At 66.8% G+C, this 16,913-nt stretch carries 14 protein-coding genes; 9 read left to right on the top strand and 5 right to left on the bottom strand.

Annotation, left to right across the window (positions count from 1 at the left end; genetic code table 11):
• Window positions 1-45: 45 nt before the first annotated feature.
• The 4 genes from ACQPYS_RS27040 (at window position 46) to ramB (ending at window position 3,419) form a co-directional block, all read left to right on the top strand.
• On the top strand, window positions 46-1,251 hold the full coding sequence (locus ACQPYS_RS27040) for an inorganic phosphate transporter (protein ID WP_063038547.1): 1,206 nt from the start codon (window positions 46-48) through the stop codon (window positions 1,249-1,251).
• A complete protein-coding gene (locus ACQPYS_RS27035) occupies window positions 1,251-1,523 on the top strand; it encodes a hypothetical protein (protein ID WP_431939141.1) in 273 nt (90 codons plus the stop codon). Before ACQPYS_RS27040 ends, ACQPYS_RS27035 begins: the two co-directional genes overlap by 1 nt.
• Window positions 1,523-1,876: a DUF3349 domain-containing protein gene (locus ACQPYS_RS27030; RefSeq protein ID WP_063038267.1), complete on the top strand. Its 354-nt coding sequence runs from the start codon at window positions 1,523-1,525 to the stop codon at window positions 1,874-1,876. Before ACQPYS_RS27035 ends, ACQPYS_RS27030 begins: the two co-directional genes overlap by 1 nt.
• Before the next feature lie 136 nt (window positions 1,877-2,012).
• Complete coding sequence (gene ramB, locus ACQPYS_RS27025) at window positions 2,013-3,419, top strand: acetate metabolism transcriptional regulator RamB (RefSeq protein ID WP_063038265.1); 1,407 nt, start codon at window positions 2,013-2,015, stop codon at window positions 3,417-3,419.
• A 22-nt stretch (window positions 3,420-3,441) separates the two neighbouring features.
• Here the strand turns inward: ramB and ACQPYS_RS27020 are convergent, their stop codons facing one another.
• A complete protein-coding gene (locus ACQPYS_RS27020; RefSeq protein ID WP_433491173.1) occupies window positions 3,442-4,398 on the bottom strand; it encodes a hexose kinase in 957 nt (318 codons plus the stop codon).
• Between the two features lie 97 nt (window positions 4,399-4,495).
• Window positions 4,496-5,485, bottom strand: coding sequence for an XdhC family protein (locus tag ACQPYS_RS27015; protein ID WP_433491172.1), 990 nt, complete (start codon window positions 5,483-5,485; stop codon window positions 4,496-4,498).
• A gap of 660 nt (window positions 5,486-6,145) precedes the next feature.
• On the opposite strand from ACQPYS_RS27015, the gene aceA reads away from it, so the two are divergent.
• The 5 genes from aceA to ACQPYS_RS26990 all read left to right on the top strand — a co-directional run bounded on the left by aceA (window position 6,146) and on the right by ACQPYS_RS26990 (window position 14,598).
• Window positions 6,146-7,435: an isocitrate lyase gene (gene aceA / locus ACQPYS_RS27010; RefSeq protein WP_063038263.1), complete on the top strand. Its 1,290-nt coding sequence runs from the start codon at window positions 6,146-6,148 to the stop codon at window positions 7,433-7,435.
• A 607-nt stretch (window positions 7,436-8,042) separates the two neighbouring features.
• Window positions 8,043-8,912: a 3-hydroxybutyryl-CoA dehydrogenase gene (locus ACQPYS_RS27005; RefSeq protein ID WP_433491171.1), complete on the top strand. Its 870-nt coding sequence runs from the start codon at window positions 8,043-8,045 to the stop codon at window positions 8,910-8,912.
• A 103-nt stretch (window positions 8,913-9,015) separates the two neighbouring features.
• Window positions 9,016-11,343 (top strand): 5-methyltetrahydropteroyltriglutamate--homocysteine S-methyltransferase, encoded by a 2,328-nt coding sequence (gene metE / locus ACQPYS_RS27000; protein ID WP_433491170.1) that lies wholly within the window; start codon window positions 9,016-9,018, stop codon window positions 11,341-11,343.
• Between the two features lie 532 nt (window positions 11,344-11,875).
• Entirely contained in the window at window positions 11,876-12,928 is a 1,053-nt protein-coding gene (locus ACQPYS_RS26995) for an NAD(P)-dependent alcohol dehydrogenase (RefSeq protein WP_433491169.1), read from the top strand.
• Window positions 12,929-13,473: 545 nt separating this feature from the next.
• Window positions 13,474-14,598, top strand: a complete 1,125-nt coding sequence (locus ACQPYS_RS26990) for a S1C family serine protease (RefSeq protein WP_063038257.1) — start codon at window positions 13,474-13,476, stop codon at window positions 14,596-14,598.
• A gap of 18 nt (window positions 14,599-14,616) precedes the next feature.
• Here ACQPYS_RS26990 and ACQPYS_RS26985 read toward each other — a convergent pair whose 3' ends face one another.
• The 3 genes from ACQPYS_RS26985 to ACQPYS_RS26975 all read right to left on the bottom strand — a co-directional run bounded on the left by ACQPYS_RS26985 (window position 14,617) and on the right by ACQPYS_RS26975 (window position 16,913).
• Window positions 14,617-15,150 (bottom strand): vitamin K epoxide reductase family protein, encoded by a 534-nt coding sequence (locus ACQPYS_RS26985; protein ID WP_157107327.1) that lies wholly within the window; start codon window positions 15,148-15,150, stop codon window positions 14,617-14,619.
• A gap of 29 nt (window positions 15,151-15,179) precedes the next feature.
• On the bottom strand, window positions 15,180-15,926 hold the full coding sequence (locus tag ACQPYS_RS26980; RefSeq protein ID WP_433491168.1) for a DsbA family protein: 747 nt from the start codon (window positions 15,924-15,926) through the stop codon (window positions 15,180-15,182).
• A gap of 141 nt (window positions 15,927-16,067) precedes the next feature.
• Window positions 16,068-16,913, bottom strand: a complete 846-nt coding sequence (locus tag ACQPYS_RS26975) for a polyphosphate kinase 2 family protein (RefSeq protein WP_433491167.1) — start codon at window positions 16,911-16,913, stop codon at window positions 16,068-16,070.

Raw genomic sequence — 16,913 nt, 5'->3', positions numbered from 1 at the left:
TCCCGCCGGAAGATGGCGGCCGGGGCATGACGCACAATGCAGGGCGTGACAGTTGAGCTGCTCATTCTCTTGGTCGTCATTGTCACGGCGCTGGCTTTCGACTTCACCAACGGTTTCCACGACACCGCCAACGCCATGGCGACCTCGATAGCTACCGGGGCGCTCCGCCCGCGGGTCGCGGTCACCTTGTCCGCGGTTCTGAACCTGGTGGGCGCGTTCCTGTCGGTGGCGGTGGCGGCGACGGTGGCCGAGGGGATCGTGCGGCTCGGCGAGGTATCCGGGCACGACCTGCTGCTCATCGTCTATGCCGGATTGGTCGGCGGCATTCTCTGGAACCTGCTCACCTGGTTGTTCGGGCTGCCGTCGAGTTCTTCGCACGCCCTGTTCGGCGGATTGATCGGCGCGACCATGGCGGCACTGGGCTGGAGCGGAGTGGTGTGGATCTCCGCGGAGGGCGGGGTGATCAACAAGATCGTGATCCCGGCGCTGCTCGCGCCCGTCGTCGCCGGTCTGGTCTCCACCATCGGGACCTGGTCGGTGTACCGGATCACCCGCGGCGCCGACCCGGACAAGGTGACCACCGGATTCCGGTGGGGTCAGGTCGGCTCGGCGTCGCTGGTGTCGTTGGCACACGGCACCAACGACGCGCAGAAGACGATGGGCGTCATCTTCCTGGCCCTGATCGCCTACGGTGAGCTCTCCCCGGACTCGGCCATGCCGCTGTGGGTGATGGCCGCCTGCGCGTTCGCGATCGCGGCCGGCACCTACCTCGGCGGCTGGCGGATCATTCGCACCCTCGGTAAGAAGCTCGTGGATATCGATTCACCGCAGGGGCTGGCGGCCGAATCGTCGTCGGCGGCGATCATCCTGACCTCCGCGCATTTCGGGCTGCCGCTCTCGACGACCCAGACCGTCACCGGCGCGATCCTCGGCACCGGCCTCGGCAAGGGGGCGGAGGTGCGCTGGGGCGTGATGGGGCGCATGGTCGTGGCCTGGCTGCTGACCCTGCCCGCCGCGGGTATCGTCGGCGCGATCTGCTGGGCGCTCGCCTACTATATCGGCGGCCTGGCCGGTGTACTCGCGGTGTTCGCGCTCCTCATCGCGCTGGCTACCGTGATCTATCGGCGCTCGCTGCGGGACAAGGTGTCCAGCGGCAATGTCAATGCTCCCCCCGACGCCGACCTCGGGTCGGAGCACACCTCGCCCGCGCAGCAGCCGCGGGTCGCCGGGTCGACATCCGAGGAGGCGTAATGGAAACCGTGTTGACGAACCTGCGTTCGCTGGGGGAGGTGACCCTGGCGGCGCTCGTGCTGGGCGCCGGCCTGCCCATGGTGTTCGCGCTCGGGGTGCGGCTGTGGTCGGCGGCGGGACCGGGCGGAACGGTGCGGCGTAACCCGGTCGCCCTGGCCGGTGCGTACCTCTGCCTGATCACCGTCCTGGCGGTGGTGGTCGCCGCGGTGCTGTTCGTCGCGAAGGCGTTCCTGGCCGACCGGCTCGGTATCCATGTGTTCGGGCAGGCGTGATGACCACCGGGAACGACTTGCCACCGGAACGGTCGGGACTGCTGGCGCGGGTGCTCGCGTGGCTGCGCGCCGGGTACCCGCAGGGGGTGCCCCGATCGGATTATGTGGCGCTGTTCGCGGTACTGCACCGGGACCTGACCGAGTACGAGGTGGCGCTGGTCGCCGAGGAGTTGGTGCGCGACCGGGGAGACCGGGAGATCACCCACGCCGAGATCGAGGACGCGGTCAGCCGGCACGCCCGGGAGCAGGCGGGTCCGGAGGATATCGCGCGGGTGGCCTCACATCTGGCCGCCGGCGGCTGGCCGCTGGCCTCGCCGCTGGCCGAGATCGCGCAGCCGGACGGGGACGGGTGAGGATCCCGGACATGCCGGGTTCTTCGGTGCCCGGGCCGTGGCGCGGTTGTCCGGGTTGTGCCGGAGTCGGGTACCGGAAGCGAAATTCCTGCTAACCCACTTATCGCATCGTGCGAACGACCCCTAAGCTGGACATATGGCCAAGACTTATGTCGGCGCCCGGTTGCGGCAACTACGAACCGAACGCGGGCTCAGCCAGGTGGCGCTGGCCCAGCAGCTGGAGATATCGGCCAGCTATCTCAATCAGATCGAGCACGATGTCCGGCCGCTCACCGTGCCGGTGCTGCTGCGCATCAGTGAGGTCTTCGGCGTCGAGGCCACCTTCTTCTCACCGCAGGACGACACCCGGCTCATCGCCGAACTGCAGGAAGTGGTGATGGACCAGGAGCTCGGTATCGAAGCCGACGCCCGGGAGATCGCGGAAATGGTGTCGGCCCACCCGAGCATGGCCCGGGCCCTGGTCAGTATGCACAACCGCTACCGCAACACCAGTGCTCAGCTGGCCGCGGCCACCGAGGACAGATTCGCCGACGGCTCGGGCAGCGCCACCATAAGCAAACCGCACGAGGAAGTACGCGACTACTTCTATCAGCGGCAGAACTACATCCACGAGCTCGATACCGCCGCCGAGGAGCTGGCCAACCGAATCCGCTTCCACAACGGCGACGCGCACAGCGAGATCCCCAAGGTGCTGCGCAGCTACGGCGTGCGGATCATGGAACGTATCGACCTCGGTGAGGGCGTACTGCACCGGTACGACCCGGACAACCAGCTGCTCGAGATCGCGCCGCATCTGTCCGGTGGCCAGCGCCTTTTCAAACTGGCCGCCGAACTGGCCTATTTCGAATGCGGGCAACTGCTGGAGAAGCTGGTGGCGGAGGGGAACTTCTCCGGCCCGGACGCCCGCCGACTCGCCATGCTCGGTCTGGCGAACTATTTCGCCGCCGCAACCGTGCTGCCTTACACCTACTTCCACGAGGTCGCCGAAGGTTTCCGCTACGACATCGAACGATTATCGGCGTTCTTCGCGCAGAGCTACGAGACCATCTGCCACCGCCTGTCCACCCTGCAGCGGCCGGAACTGCGCGGAGTCCCCTTCTCGTTCGTCCGGGTGGATCGGGCCGGGAACATGTCGAAACGACAGTCCGCCACCGGTTTCCACTTCTCCTCCAGCGGCGGTACCTGTCCGCTGTGGAATGTGTACGAGACCTTCGCCTATCCGGGCAAGATAATGACGCAGATCGCGCAGATGCCCGACGGCCGGAAATACCTGTGGGTGGCGCGCACCGTGGAACGTCGCGCGACCCGGTACGGACAGCCGAGTAAAACCTTCGCGATCGGGCTGGGTTGCGAGATCCGGCACGCGGCGCGGGTGGTATACGCCGACGGTATCGATCTGCGGGAGGCCAACGCCACTCCCATCGGCGCGGGCTGCCGGGTCTGCGATCGCGCCAACTGCCCCCAGCGCGCCTTCCCGCCGCTCGGTAAAACTCTCGATATCAGCGAACACCGGAGTTCGGTTTCCCCGTATGTCCTGAAATAGGCGATGCCGCGGGGACTCGCGGTCAGGCCGATTCGCGGTCCGGCGTCTCCAGTTCGGAGATCAGCACGGTCGGGGCCAGATGCCCGCGCAGGCGCCGGTCGATCTCACCGGCCACCGGGATGACCACCGAGGCCGCCGAGGTGGCGACCGCGTCGACCAGAATCGCCGGCCAATCCGGAGTCGGCGTGGTGGCCAGGGCCGCGATCACGGTGGCGGTCACCGTATCGCCCGCGCCGGTCGGATTACCGGTCAGCGGCTCCGGCAGCCGGGCCTCCCAGGACCCGTCCGGGGTCACCGCGACCATGCCCTGCGGTCCCCGGGTGATGATCATCGCGCCCACGCCGCGATCCACCAGCGGCCGGGTCGCGGTGACCAGCGCTTTCGGGGTTTCGGGGCGGCAGTGGGTGAGCGATTCGAACTCGTCGAGGCTCGGCAGCAGGACCACCCCGGGCACCCGTGCGACCATCCGCAATGCCGGTCCGTGCAGGTCGCAGACCGTGGGTACCCCGGCGTCCAGGGCGGTTCGGGCGATGCGGGCGGGTAGGCCGGGATCGATGCCGTCGGGTAGGGACCCGGCGATCACCAGGCCCGAGATATGCGTCAGCATGCCGGCTACGCGGACCTCGAGTTGTTCGGAGGCGTGCGGATTCGAAATCCGCGCCCCCGGCTCGCGCAACGCGGTCGCGGTGCCGGTATCGGATTCGCTGATCACCACCGTGCGCCGGACCCACGGCAGCGCGTGCACGAAATCCACTGGCATCTCGGCCTCGGCGGCCGCGGCGAAGGCGTGGTCGGCGAACCCGGTGGCGCGGGCATAGCGGCCCAATTGGTTGAGCACTCTGGTGACGTTGATGCCCTTACCGCCGAGGCGCTGCTCCACCGAGCGAACTCGATGGGCCTGTCCGCGGGTGAAATTCTCGACGCGGTAGGTCACATCGTAGGCGGGATTCATTGTCACGGTGAGGATCACGAGAACCACTGTCCACGAGAGTCGGCGCAGCACAAGATCGAGGGGCGGGATTGCGCGGGTGATTTCGGTCGCCCTCGGCGCGGCCGGGGGCGAGGGCGCGCCGCACTCAGATCGCCGCCTCCGCCGGGAACGGCACGGTGATCCGCCCCTGCCGTCCGTTCCGTGCCGCCACCATCTCCGCGGTCACCGCCAAAGCTGTCTCGGTGGCGGTGGCCGCGCCGATATCCATTCCGGCGGGGGAATGCAGCCGGGCCAGTTGTGTTTCGTCGAATCCGCTCGCGCGCAGGTCGTCGAGGCGGCGAGCGCTGGCGACCAGCGAGCCGACCGCGCCGATATAACCGATCTCGGGTAGCCGGAGCGCGACCGTCAGCAGTGGGATCTCGAACTGCGGATCGTGGGAGGCCAGCACGATACCGGTGGAGGAATCGATCTCGCCTTCGGAAACCAACATGTTCAGATAGCGGTGCGGCCAATCGCAGACCACCTCGGCCCCGGGGAAGGACTCCGGCACTGCGAACGTGGGCCGCGGATCGCAGATGGCGACCCGGTAGCCGAGCAGCCGGGCCTGCGCCGAAAGCGCCGCGGCGACGGCATTCGCCCCGAACACCACCAGCAGTGGTGGCGGGGCGAACGAGGCGACGAAAATATCGGACTGCGGTAGCGAGACCAGTTCTGTGGCGTGTCTTTTATCGGTGATCAGGTGCTGCCCGATCATTCCCGGCTCCGGATTCCACACCACGGTGAAAAGCGTGACCCGCCGATGCTCGGCGATTTCGGCGGCGATGGTCGGGAATTCCGGAAAATGTCCGCGGGAGAACGGTTCGGTGAAAACATCTATCACCGCACCCTCGCCGCCGGGTACCGGGAGCCGGTGCAGGGCGCGCTGCCCGGTCCGAGCCGACTGCAGGGTGGATTCGTAGACGGTGTCCTCGATCCCGGTCGCCGCCATGGATCCGTAGATCATGCCGTCGGGGTCCACCAGAATCGCCGTACCCACCGGAATGTCCACCTGACCACCCGTGCGCACGATGGTGGCCAGCCCGCCCGTCCGGCCCGAACGCCACACCTGCAGCAGGTTGTCGACGATGTCGCGCATCAACAGCTCCGATCCCACCGTGCGACGGAGGGCAGGCGCTCACCATCGGCACCCGTCACCGATGACCGCGCACGTGACGGACACCCTAGCGTTGTTCGCTGTGAATTTGGCACGCCTGCGAAAATCTCGTCGGGCGAGAACATGAATGGTTGGCCAAGTGTTGTGTGCCAACACTGTCCCTTTCTGGGCATGTTGTGAAATCTTGCGGGTTCACCCCGGCGAAGTACTCCCCGGCGGCGGGAAGAGAACAGTGTCCGCTTTCGCGAACAACCCACCATCGGGCGCACGCCATATTTGAAGGCGCGTGCCATCAGTTATGAACGTCCTCACAGGGCCGAGCCGCGTCGCCGGGCTCGACTCCGATACCTGCCTCCGCTAACAGTACGAGCGTTACGCTGAAACCCCACGTCAGAGCTACTGGTGAGTAGACTTGACGGTGGTTACGTGCTGGCAACTTTCACAGGGTTAGCAAAGTCGTGGCCGATCCTAGCTCGGATTCACAGAAGCAACAGGTAGACGGCATTTTGATGGTGTGCCATGGTGTGGAAGTACACCCACCGGGCATTGCAAGCCTGCAAATCGCCGATCCAGCAGTGCGACGCGGAAACGCTTCGTCGACGCGGACCGGCGACCGACCGAACAAGGAAGTGGAGTCGCACGATGTCGACCACCGGCACCCCGAAGACCGCCGAGGAAATCCAGAAGGATTGGGACACCAACCCGCGCTGGAAGGGCGTCACCCGCAACTACACCGCCGAGCAGGTCTCCAAGCTGCAGGGCACCGTTGTCGAGGAGCACACCCTCGCACGGCGTGGCTCGGAGATCCTCTGGGATCTGGTGAACAACGAGGACTACATCAACTCGCTGGGCGCCCTCACCGGCAATATGGCGGTCCAGCAGGTCCGCGCCGGGCTCAAGGCCATCTACCTGTCGGGCTGGCAGGTCGCCGGTGACGCGAACCTGTCCGGTCACACCTACCCCGACCAGAGCCTCTACCCGGCCAACTCGGTGCCCGCCGTGGTCCGCCGCATCAACAACGCGCTGCTGCGCGCCGACGAGATCGCCAAGGTCGAAGGCGATACCTCCGTCGAGAACTGGCTGGCCCCGATCGTCGCCGACGCCGAAGCCGGCTTCGGTGGCGCGCTCAACGCCTACGAACTGCAGAAGGCCATGATCGCCGCCGGTGCCGCCGGTGTGCACTGGGAAGACCAGCTGGCCTCGGAGAAGAAGTGCGGCCACCTCGGGGGCAAGGTGCTCATCCCCACCCAGCAGCACATCCGCACCCTGACCTCCGCGCGCCTGGCCGCCGACGTCGCCGAGGTGCCCTCGGTGATCATCGCCCGCACCGACGCCGAAGCCGCCACCCTCATCACCTCCGATGTGGACGAGCGCGACCGTGAATTCCTCGACGGCACCCGCACCGCCGAAGGCTTCTTCGGAGTGAAGAACGGTATCGAGCCCTGCATCGCGCGGGCCAAGGCCTACGCTCCCTACGCCGACCTCATCTGGATGGAGACAGGCGTGCCGGACCTCGAGGTCGCGCGCAAGTTCGCCGAGGCCGTCCGCAGCGAATTCCCGGACCAGCTGCTGGCCTACAACTGCTCGCCGTCCTTCAACTGGAAGGCCCACCTGGACGACGCCACCATCGCCAAGTTCCAGCGTGAACTCGGCGCCATGGGCTTCAAGTTCCAGTTCATCACCCTGGCCGGCTTCCACTCGCTCAACTACGGCATGTTCGACCTGGCCTACGGCTACGCCCGCGAGGGTATGACCGCCTTCGTCGACCTGCAGGAGCGCGAGTTCAAGGCCGCCGCCGAGCGAGGCTTCACTGCCATCAAGCACCAGCGCGAGGTCGGTGCCGGCTACTTCGACACCATCGCCACCACCGTCGACCCCAACACCTCGACGGCGGCGCTGAAGGGCTCCACCGAAGAGGGACAGTTTCATTAGGCCGCTGTGTTTTCTGGCGGCGCCTCCGGCGCCGCGGGGTTGAGGCCCCCTTGGTCTCGCCGTTTCGGCCTCGAGACTCGCGCTTCGCGCATGCACTTCGAGGCCGAAACGGCGAGACGGGCCTCAACCCCTTGTAGGCCTCGTAAGACTCGGCACCAGGTGGTGGTTGCGTGAGGATCGGTGTTCTGCGGCCCGGATTCCGGTTCCGGTTGGTATCGGAACCAGCGTGGGAAATGGATCTGTCTGCCGTCCGCGACATGGTGCCGGAAGTACGGCCCCGGCTCGGGGCATCTGCGCCGAGCCTGACTCGGGCCCACGGGGCCGAGTCCTCCGGGACCGATCGTGGTATCCCGTGTTCCGGCGGGTATCCCGGACCCACTACCTCGGTAGGGGTGTACCGCCCCCTCGCAACAGCCCGGCGAGGGGGCTTCGGTCTCTCCGGCGAGACGGAAGCGCCGAATCCGACCGCCGCACGCGCTCACCCTCTTGCCGAGCGGTCAGCATTGTGGACGGGGTCACGAGGGTTCCGAGCCCGCGCTGCCGGAGGCGGCGTCGATGAACACAGCCCCGCGCCGCCGAGGCGGCGCCACGAACACAGGAGTGGGACGTGAACGAGAAGATTCAGCGTGTCGGTGTTATCGGTGCCGGCCAGATGGGCGCGGGTATCGCGGAGGTGTGCGCGCGTGCGCATGTCGATGTACTCGTGTACGAGCAGACCCGGGATCTCGCCGCAGCCGGCCGGTCGCGGATCCTGCGGTCCCTGGACCGGGGCGTGAGCAGCGGCAAGATCACCGAGCGTGAGCGGGAACAGGCGGCCTGGCGGCTGCGGTTCACCTCCGATCTCGGCGATTTCGCCGACCGCCAGCTCGTGGTGGAGGCCGTCCTGGAGGACGAGAAGGTCAAGACCTCCATCTTCGCCGAACTCGACAAAGTGGTCACCGACCCCGGTGCGGTATTGGCCTCCAATACCTCCTCCATTCCGATCATGAAGATCGCGGTGGCCACCAACAACCCCGAGCGGGTCGTGGGGATGCACTTCTTCAACCCGGTGCCGGTACTGCCGCTGGTCGAACTGGTGACGACGCTCAAAACCAGTGGCGCCGTGACCGAGCGGGCCGAGAAGTTCGCGGCCGAGGTCCTCGGCAAGGAGATCGTGCGTTCCTCGGACCGCTCCGGCTTCGTGGTCAACGCACTGCTGGTGCCGTACCTGCTCTCCGCCATCCGCATGGTCGAATCCGGTTTCGCCACCAAGGAGGATGTCGACAAGGCGATGGTGCTCGGTTGTGCCCACCCCATGGGCCCACTCGCACTCACCGACCTGGTCGGCCTCGACACGGTGAACTCCATCGCCGACTCGATGTACGGCGAATTCAAGGAGCCGCTGTACTCGGCACCTCCGCTGCTCATGCGCATGGTCGAGGCGGGGCTGCTGGGCAAGAAGTCCGGAGCGGGCTTCTACCAATACAACAAGGCGTAGGCAGTCGGTGGTCACCGAGATGAGCGGCGGAGTGAAGACCCGGGGTCAGTAGGACCCCGACCCGCCCTGCCGAAGGCGGGGCAAACAGACACGGAGGTCGGCAATGGTCAACGTCGGTGAAGGGTTCGGCTCGAGTGTGCTCGGGTATCCGCGGATCGGTCCGCACCGGGAACTCAAGCGCGCGCTCGAGGCGTACTGGCGGCAGGCGATCACCCGGGAAGAGCTGCGCGCGGTCGGACGCGATATCCAGGAGCAACAGTTCAACGAGCTCGCCGCGACCGGGCTCACCCAGGTCCCCGGGAACACCTTCTCCTTCTACGACCATGTGCTGGACAACGCGCTACTCTTCGGCGCGTCCCCGTCCCGTTTCGCCGAATACCGCGACGAGCTGGACCCGCTGGATTTCTATTTCCTGATGGCACGCGGCCGGCCCGATCTACCGCCGCTGGAACTGGTGCGTTTCTTCGGTACGAACTACCACTATCGGCAGCCGGAACTCGATGCCGACACGGAATTCTCGCTGCATCCCGAGGCGCTGCTGGACGAATGGGACCGGGCGATGGCCGTGGGCATCGAACAGCGCCCGGTGGTGCTGGGGCCGGTATCGCTGTTGCTGCTGTCCAAGGCGGGCAGTGTGCCCGGTGAATCGGCCGGGTTCGACACCATCGATCTCCTGGACCGGCTGCTCCCGGTCTACGAGCAGTTGTTCGAGATCCTGGCACGCCGCGGCGCCACCTGTGTGCAGCTGGACGAACCCTGTTTCACCGCCGAACGCTCGGCCGCCGAACTGGCCGCCTTCGCACGTGTCTACGACCGGCTGTCCAAGGCACCGCTGCGGCCGCGCATCCTGGTCACCGGACAGTACGGCGATTTCGGGGAGGCGCTGCGTATTCTCGCCGGTACCGGGGTGGAGGCCATCGGCCTCGATCTGGCGTCCTACCGGGTCCGGCCCGAAGATCTGGCGCAGATCCCGGGGATCCGCCGCAAACGGCTCTACGCGGGGGTCATCAGCGGTACGAATGTGTGGCGGGCCGATCGCTACGTGACGTTGGAATACCTGAACGAACTCGCCAAGGTGTGCCCGGACCTGGTGGTCTCCACCGGGACCACGCTGCTGCACGTGCCCTACGACGTGCTCGCCGAATACGATATCGACGGAAATGTGGCCGATCGGCTCGCTTTCGCGAAGCAGAAAGTCGGCGAGGTCGTCTCACTGGCCAAAGCGCTCACCGAGGGGCCCTCGGACAAATGGCGTAAACGCCCCGGCGAAGTGCATTTCAAACAGAAACACGCGGTGCGCCAGCGCGTCTACGCGATCACTCCGCAGATGCGGGAACGCGCACCCTATGCCGAGCGCCGGGCCGCGCAACACGAGAAATTGCAGTTGCCGCCGGTGCCCGCCACCACACTGGGGTCGTATCCGCAGAGCGTGGAAGCCCGGCAGGCCCGACACCAGCTGGGCGAGGGGCGGTTGTCCTACGACGAATACCGCAAGAAGATCGAGGCGGAGATCGCCGCCACCATCGCGTTGCAGGAAGATATCGGCCTCGATGTGCTGGTGCACGGCGAGCACGAGCGCAATGACATGATCCAGTATTTCGCCGAACTATTGGATGGTTTCGCCACCACGTATTTCGGCTGGGTGCAGGTGTACGGGTCGCGCTGTGTGCGTCCACCGATCATCTACGGCGACGTGTCGCGCCCGGCCCCGATGTCGGTGGAGTGGATCACCTACGCCCAATCGCTGACCGACAAACCGGTCAAGGGAATGGTCACCGGGCCCGTCACCATGGTGGCGCGTTCGTTCGTCCGGCAGGACCAGCCGCTCTACGAGACGGCCGACCAGGTGGCGCTGGCGATCCGCGACGAAGTCGTGGATCTGGAACGCGCCGGTATCGGCATCATCCAGGTCGACGAGCCCGCGCTGCGCGAGCTGTGGCCGGCCCGGCCCGAAGGCCGCGCCGAATACCTGCGCTGGGCGATCGGGGCATTCCGGCTCGCGACCTCCGGTGTGGCGCCCAGTACCCAGATCCACACCCATATCCCGTACTCGGGCCGCACCGAGATCGTCCAGGCCATCGAACAGCTCGACGCCGACGTCACCGCGATCGTCGCCACCCGGTCCATCGAGTGGGTGCTGAAAGCGCTGGAGGAGGACTACGCCTCCGGTCACGGGCTCAGCCACGGCGTCGGACCGGGCGTGTACGAGAGCCGGTCGGCCCGGATCCCGGATATCGACGAACTGGACGAACTGCTCACCGCGGCCGCCGCGGCGGTCGGCCCGGACCGGCTCTGGGCCAACCCGGACGGCGGCCTCAAAACCCGCCACCACTGGCAGCTCGACCCCGCTCTCCGCAATATGGTCGCCGCCGCCCGCCGCGTCCGCCGCCGCCTGGAAGCCGAGCAGGACCTCGATCCCGCCCGAGAGTGAAGCTCTGCGCGACTCCTGGAAACGGTGTTGCGCAAAGGGGCGAGTGGGCGGCGACCAGGTCGGCGGGGGTGCCCTGGAAGACGATGCGGCAGCCGTTGTGTCCGGCGCCGAATCCGAGGTCGACGATCCAGGCGGCGTGGGCCATCACGGCCTGGTGATGACGCCACCGAAGGTGATCCGCGCAGGTCTTCGAAACGACCGGCAGCGGATAACGGGCGAACTCGCCGACCTCCGTGCGCGCCCACCCGCGGACCGAACTCCGCATGTGGGCCGACCATAGAATCCTGACGCACCCCCTGCGTCGAGTGTTACGAGACACCTCAAAGGGTTGAGGCCCGTCTCGCCGTTTCGGCCTCGAAGTGCATGCGATGTGCGGTGAGCCGCCCATAGAGTGCGACCATTGAGCACCTTCGGCCAAGGCTCGAGGCCGAGACGGCGAGACCAAGGGGGCCTCGACCCCGCGCGCGCCAGCGCGCCGAAAATACAGCACACTGCCTTGGCAAATCCGGTATGCACCGGTAGGCATGGACGCATGACTGCTGTAGCCGCGTACGCGATGGCCGGGCCCGACGCCGCATTCGAGAAGGTCACCATCGAGCGCCGGGAACTCGGACCCCACGATGTCCTGATCGATATCGCGTATGCCGGGATCTGCCATTCCGATATCCACACCGCCCGTGACGAGTGGGGCGGCGCGGCGTATCCGTGTGTGCCGGGGCACGAGATCGCGGGGACCGTCGCCGCCGTGGGTTCGGCGGTGACCCGCCACCAGGTGGGTGACCGGGTGGGTGTCGGCTGCATGGTGGACTCCTGCGGAGTGTGTGAGCCGTGTCTGGCGGGTGAGGAACAGTTCTGTACTCGTGGCGCGGTGATGACCTACAACTCCCGAGTACCCGAGGAAGTGCAGCCGGGCGGGCACACCATGGGGGGATATGCCACCCGGATCGTGGTGACCGAGAACTTCGTGGTCGCCATCCCGGAGGGAATCGATCTATCGGTGGCCGCGCCCCTGTTGTGCGCCGGAATCACCCTGTATTCGCCTTTACGGCAATGGGGTACGGGGCCCGGGAAAAAGGTCGCGATCATAGGAATGGGCGGCCTCGGCCATATCGGTGTGAAAATCGCCGCCGCGCTGGGTGCCGAGGTGACGGTGCTCAGCCATTCGCTGAGCAAACAGGACGACGGAAAGCGATTCGGCGCGCACCACTACTACGCCACCAGCGATGCCCAGGTTTTCCGGGAGTTGCGCAGTAGCTTCGATCTCGTCATCAACACCGTATCCGCGGATCTGCCGATCAACGACTACATGAAGCTGCTGCGGCTGGACGGGACGCTGGTCGTGCTGGGGTTGCCGGAGGCCCCGCTCCAGGTCCAGGCCCGGGTACTGGCCGGCCGCCGGCGTTCGCTGTCGGGTTCGATGATCGGCGGTATCGAGCAAACACAGGAAATGTTGAATTTCTGTGCCGAGCACGGAGTCGGGGCGGAAATCGAGTTGATTTCCGCGGATGAGATCGACGGCGCGTACGAGCGGGTGGTGGCCAGTGATGTGCGGTACCGGTTCGTCATCGATACCGCGACCATCTGAGTTTTCCGCCGGTGTGCCCCGGGGGATTCCGGACCCTGAAAGTCGATTCGATCGGTCGGCGTCGAACAATCGGTGGCCGTCGAACAAAAGGATTCCGACTCGGCGGCGTCGATTATCCACACTGTGGAGAAGGCTGTGGAAAACCGGCTACGCGGTGTGGATGAAGACCGAACGGCTGTGGATGGATTTCCGGGTGGCCGGGCCCAGGATACGGAATTCTATTGATTCGGTTTCCGCCGGATAACGAGCGGGCCGTTGTTCGGATCGCACCGGGCGGCCGGTCGGTGCGGACAGACGCCGACATCGGGGCCGGTTTTCGACCGGACGGTGTAAAGGACCTCCGGGGGGACGTGACACGGATGTGACCGTGGCGGCCCGGTGGTAACGAATCCACAGGTATCCGGTCGGAGTTTCCCCAGGCACGCGCCGCCCTGTGGATAACTAGGGATACCTGTGGATAACTTGCGGCATGGGGAAGAAACTCGACTGCCGCGCGTTGATCCGGGCGACAATGGTCGTGATCGGCTGCGGCAGCGGGAGGCTCCTTGGACAACCAGTGGCAGGGCACCGGCTCCCGTAGGCCCACCGGCGGGGGCCGCGTGCTCGTAACCGTCTTCGCCGCGGTGCTGGCACTCGGCGCCCTGTTCGGCTACCGGGGCGAACTACCCGGCCTGGCGCAGCCGAGCCGCAGTGCCGTCGCCGCACCCGTCCGGCCCGCACCGCGGCCGCCGCTGAACGCGAGCGAGGTGACCAGGGGTATCTCCCCGGTACTGGTGAACATCACCGCCGCCGCCCGTCCGTTCGGCGCCGCGGCGGCCGGCTCCGGCATAGTCCTCACCGGAGAAGGACAGGTACTCACCAGCCACCATGTCGTGAAGGGCGCGAAAACGGTCCGGGTCAGCCGCGTCTCCGACGGTGCCGTGTACACCGCCGAGGTGCTCGGCTACGACGCCCATGCCGATATCGCCCTGCTGTCCCTGGCGGGCGCGCGCGGGCTGGCCACCGCGCGGATCGGTAGTTCGGCCGGGCTGCGCGTACGGGACGAGGTCCTGGCCATCGGCAACGCCGGGGGCAGCGGCACGGCCACCGCGGTCACCGGGGAGATCAGCGATCTGGACAGCACGATCATGGCCCTGAACCAGCAGGATCTGTCCCGGCAGCCCCTGACCGGGATGCTGGAGATCGAGGCGGCGGTCAGCGCGGGTCAGTCCGGTGGGGCGGTGACCGATTCCACCGGTGCGGTCATCGGGGTGATCGCTGCGGCCTCCGGCAACCGGGATCCACCGCCGGGCGCGGCCGAGGACCCACCCAACGGTTACGCGGTGCCCATCGACGCCGCCATGCGGATCGTGCGGCAGATCCGCTCCGGTACACCCACCGATTCCGTGCACATCGGCCCCACCGCCACCCTGGGCGTTCTGATCTCCGACGCGCGACCGCGCGGCGCCCGCATCGATATGGCGATCAGCGGGCTACCCGCGCAGGTGGCGGGCCTGACAGCCGGAGAGATCGTCACCTCGGTGGATGGTCGCGCCATTACGAGTGCGGGTGCGCTGCGCGCGGCGATCGACACCCGCAAACCGGCCGAAACGGTGCGCCTCGGTGTGCGGGCCCCCGACGGCAAGGAACGGTTGGTGGCGGTGCGGCTGGTCGCCGGCACGCCGGGTTAGGACGGGCCGGCGACGCCTTCAGAACAGCGACAGCCAGTAGTCCTGGAAGCGGAGGAACACCAGTACCAGCACCACGGCGTAGAACACCGCGACGAAGGTCCAGCGCCATTCCGCGACCACCCGCAGCGCGCCCCGGTCGCTACCCCACAGCTGTTCGGTGAGGACGGCGAGCAGCGGTGTGATGATGGCCCACACCACCATGCAATAGGGGCACAGCGCATTGATGCGGTAGAGGCTCTGGAAGATCAGCCAGCAGATGAACAGTGTGCCCGCGACCGTCCCCAGCCACAGCCCGGTCCAGATCCAGCGGGGCAGCACCACCCCCGCGACCGAGAGCACACCGAGCGTCACCACCACCGAGAACCCGGCCAGTCCGATGATCGGATTCGGGAAGCCCAGTACCGCCGCCTGATCGGTGGCCATCACCGACCCGCAGGACAGCACTGGGTTCAGGCTGCACGAGGGGATGTAGCCGGGCTCGCTGAGCAGTTTGAAGTCCTCGACCAGCAGCACGAACGCGGCGATCCAGCCGGCCAGGCCGCACAGCAGCATCGTCCAGGCGGCAGGCGGTGAAGTCCGGATCACCGGCCCGCAGCCGCCTGGATCGCGGCGGTCAGCGGCGCGGTGTCGAAGCCCGTCCGATCCTGGTTCAGCGCGAGATCGACCTTTTCACCGTCGACGAACACGGTCGGGGTGCCGTCGATGCCCTCGGCCAGCGATTCCTGAGATTTCGCGCCGACGAAGCCGTCGTATTTCCGGTCGGTGATGCAATCGGCTACGCCTGGGTCGGAATAGCCGGCCTGCTGCGCGATGGTGACGAGTTGCTCGTCGGTCAGGCCGGCACCGCCTTCGGGCGGCTGCTGCCGGAACATCAGCTTCAGCCAATCCTGGTATTTGTCGGTACCGGTATCGGCCACACAGTAGGAGGCGTTCGCGGCCCGGGTGGAGTATTCGGTGCTGGACATCTTGTCCAGGTAACCCACGATGTTGTACTCGATCGCGGCGGTGCCGTCGGCCACCGATTTGTTCAGCAGTTCGGCGTGGTCGGCCTCGAACTGCTTGCAGACCGGGCACTGCATATCCGCGACGATCCGCACCGTCGCCTTCGCGTCGGGTTGTCCCACTCGGATGGCGCCGTTCTCGGTGGCCACCGCCGGGACGGCGCCCACATCGTCGGAACCGGAGTTGCGCACGGCCAGGCCGATACCGATCGCCGCGACCAGCGCGACCAGTACGGCGGCCACACCGACCTGAATCGCGATCTTGCGGTTGCGGTCCGCGCGTGCGCCCGCCGCCAGCGGATTCGGCCGCCCGGGATTTTTGCTCACCGTGGGTTCACCACGCCTTTCCCTCGCCTCACCTGCCCCGGCCACGCAGAGGTTCGCCGGGGGGCGCCGGGCTGCCCGGCGCGCACCGCCCATCATTGTCCGGCTTGCTGAGAGTTTCCATAACCGGCCGATCCGCGCCGGTCAGGCTGTGTCGAGCCGACGCAGTTCGGCGGCGGGATCGAAATTCGCCGGGGGCCAGCTCAGGTCCAGTTTCTCCAATGCTTCGATCAGCAGTTCGGTGACGGCCAGGCGCGAATACCATTTCGCGTCGGCGGGCAGCACATACCAGGGCGCGTAGCCGGTGGAGGTGCGGTCCAGAACGTCCTGATAGGCCTGCTGGTAGGCGGGCCAATAGGCGCGCTCGTCGATATCGCCGGGGCTGAACTTCCAGTACTTGTCCGGCCGTTCCAGCCGCTGCCGCAGCCTTTTCTTCTGTTCGTCGAGCGAAATGAACATCGCGACCTTGACCAGTGTCGTTCCCGCCTCGGCCAGTTCCTGTTCGAAATCGTTGATCTCGGTGTAGCGCTGCTGCCAGACCGCTTCCGGCACGAGTTCGTGGACTCGGGCGACCAGCACGTCCTCGTAGTGTGAGCGATCGAACACGCCCAGCTGCCCACCGCGCGGCAGAGCTTTGCGGATCCGCCACAGGAAGTGGTGCCGTTTCTCCTCCTCGGTCGGGACGCCGAAGGCGGTGTGATCGACACCCTGTGGGTCCACCGAGCCGATGACGTGCCGCACGATCCCGCCCTTGCCGGCGGTATCCATGCCCTGTAGGACCAGCAGCACACTGCGGTTGTCCCCGGAGCGGCCATTGGCGTAGAGCTTCTCCTGCAGGCCGGCCAGTACCTTGCCGCGTTCGACCAGCAGTGCTTCGCCGTCCTTCTTGCGACCGTCGAACCCGGGCCGGGCGGAGGTATCGATATCGGTGATGCTCAGCCCGTCTGCGCGTAGCGCACGGCTCGCGGGGGTTTTCCATTGCTCGGACAT

Origin of the sequence: Nocardia grenadensis (genome assembly GCF_050942415.1) — a bacterium.
Lineage (GTDB): Bacteria > Actinomycetota > Actinomycetes > Mycobacteriales > Mycobacteriaceae > Nocardia > Nocardia grenadensis.
The sequence above is the reverse complement of the archived record's forward strand: the minus strand, read 5'-3'. Positions and strand labels throughout refer to the sequence as shown.

Excerpts from the sequence above, each read along its gene's own strand:
- ACQPYS_RS27030 (WP_063038267.1), top strand. The coding sequence starts at position 1,523 with ATGACCACCGGGAACGACTTGCCACCGGAACGGTCGGGACTGCTGGCG.
- ACQPYS_RS26995 (WP_433491169.1), top strand. The coding sequence starts at position 11,876 with ATGACTGCTGTAGCCGCGTACGCGATGGCCGGGCCCGACGCCGCATTC.
- aceA (WP_063038263.1), top strand. The coding sequence starts at position 6,146 with ATGTCGACCACCGGCACCCCGAAGACCGCCGAGGAAATCCAGAAGGAT.
- metE (WP_433491170.1), top strand. The coding sequence starts at position 9,016 with ATGGTCAACGTCGGTGAAGGGTTCGGCTCGAGTGTGCTCGGGTATCCG.
- ACQPYS_RS26985 (WP_157107327.1), bottom strand. The coding sequence starts at position 15,150 with ATGCTGCTGTGCGGCCTGGCCGGCTGGATCGCCGCGTTCGTGCTGCTG.
- ACQPYS_RS27035 (WP_431939141.1), top strand. The coding sequence starts at position 1,251 with ATGGAAACCGTGTTGACGAACCTGCGTTCGCTGGGGGAGGTGACCCTG.
- ramB (WP_063038265.1), top strand. The coding sequence starts at position 2,013 with ATGGCCAAGACTTATGTCGGCGCCCGGTTGCGGCAACTACGAACCGAA.
- ACQPYS_RS26975 (WP_433491167.1), bottom strand. The coding sequence starts at position 16,913 with ATGTCCGAGCAATGGAAAACCCCCGCGAGCCGTGCGCTACGCGCAGAC.
- ACQPYS_RS27015 (WP_433491172.1), bottom strand. The coding sequence starts at position 5,485 with ATGCGCGACATCGTCGACAACCTGCTGCAGGTGTGGCGTTCGGGCCGG.